The 639-nt window shown below is 46.6% G+C and carries 1 protein-coding gene; it reads left to right on the top strand.

The features are described 5' to 3' along the window. The first annotated feature begins 122 nt into the window (after nt 1-122). Nucleotides 123-482, top strand: coding sequence for a hypothetical protein (locus G3480_RS27255; protein WP_164657292.1), 360 nt, complete (start codon nt 123-125; stop codon nt 480-482). Nucleotides 483-639: the final 157 nt, after the last annotated feature.

Here is a 639-nt window from a genome sequence, read left to right as displayed (position 1 = left end):
CGAGGTCGGCGGACGGGCAGAGCAGTCTGGGATAGACAGAATCTACCCGAACCCAGATAGGCAGAATCCGTCTATCTCACCGGACCGACACTCTGTCTACTCAACTGTTAGGCGTCAAAAGAATGGAACACGCGAGCGAATACCACGCTACCGAGATAGGCATCGAATCAGAGAACGATGTCTTGGTTGCTGCTATTGCGTTAGAACCTGAGGGTTACATGATGTTTCAGCGTGGGGCATCAGAAGCAACAGGTCGTTCAAATGGTTGCTATTTTGAGTTTAGTGATCAAAGCCAAGGAAACTACGACATTGTAAGAAAATGCTCATTGAAAGAACGAAAATTACGGATATCACTGGACATGCCGCTTAATGGAATCACTGAAATAAGCGTATCTCTAGCAAATGTTGAGAATTCTGTTTCCGCTCTTAAAAATCAGTTGACCCGAGTGTTCGAAGGCACAAAAGGGGTCTTTCGACATTGAAATCGCCTAACAAGAAAGAAAAAGGGCCAAAAGAAAAAGGGCCAGGCTCAATTAACGGGATAATCAACGAATGAAATCGCCTAACGAATAAGGTTAGATCGTCCGAGCGAAGCGAGCGACGATCTGAACCGGTTGTTGGACAAGCCCGGGATCGTGG

The organism is Thiorhodococcus mannitoliphagus (genome assembly GCF_010915725.1).
Lineage (GTDB): Bacteria > Pseudomonadota > Gammaproteobacteria > Chromatiales > Chromatiaceae > Thiorhodococcus > Thiorhodococcus mannitoliphagus.
This window is presented reverse-complemented; position numbering and strand designations above follow the sequence as displayed.

What these genes read in the sequence shown, in the direction of transcription:
- G3480_RS27255 (WP_164657292.1), top strand. Translation starts at nt 123, where the DNA reads ATGGAACACGCGAGCGAATACCACGCTACCGAGATAGGCATCGAATCA.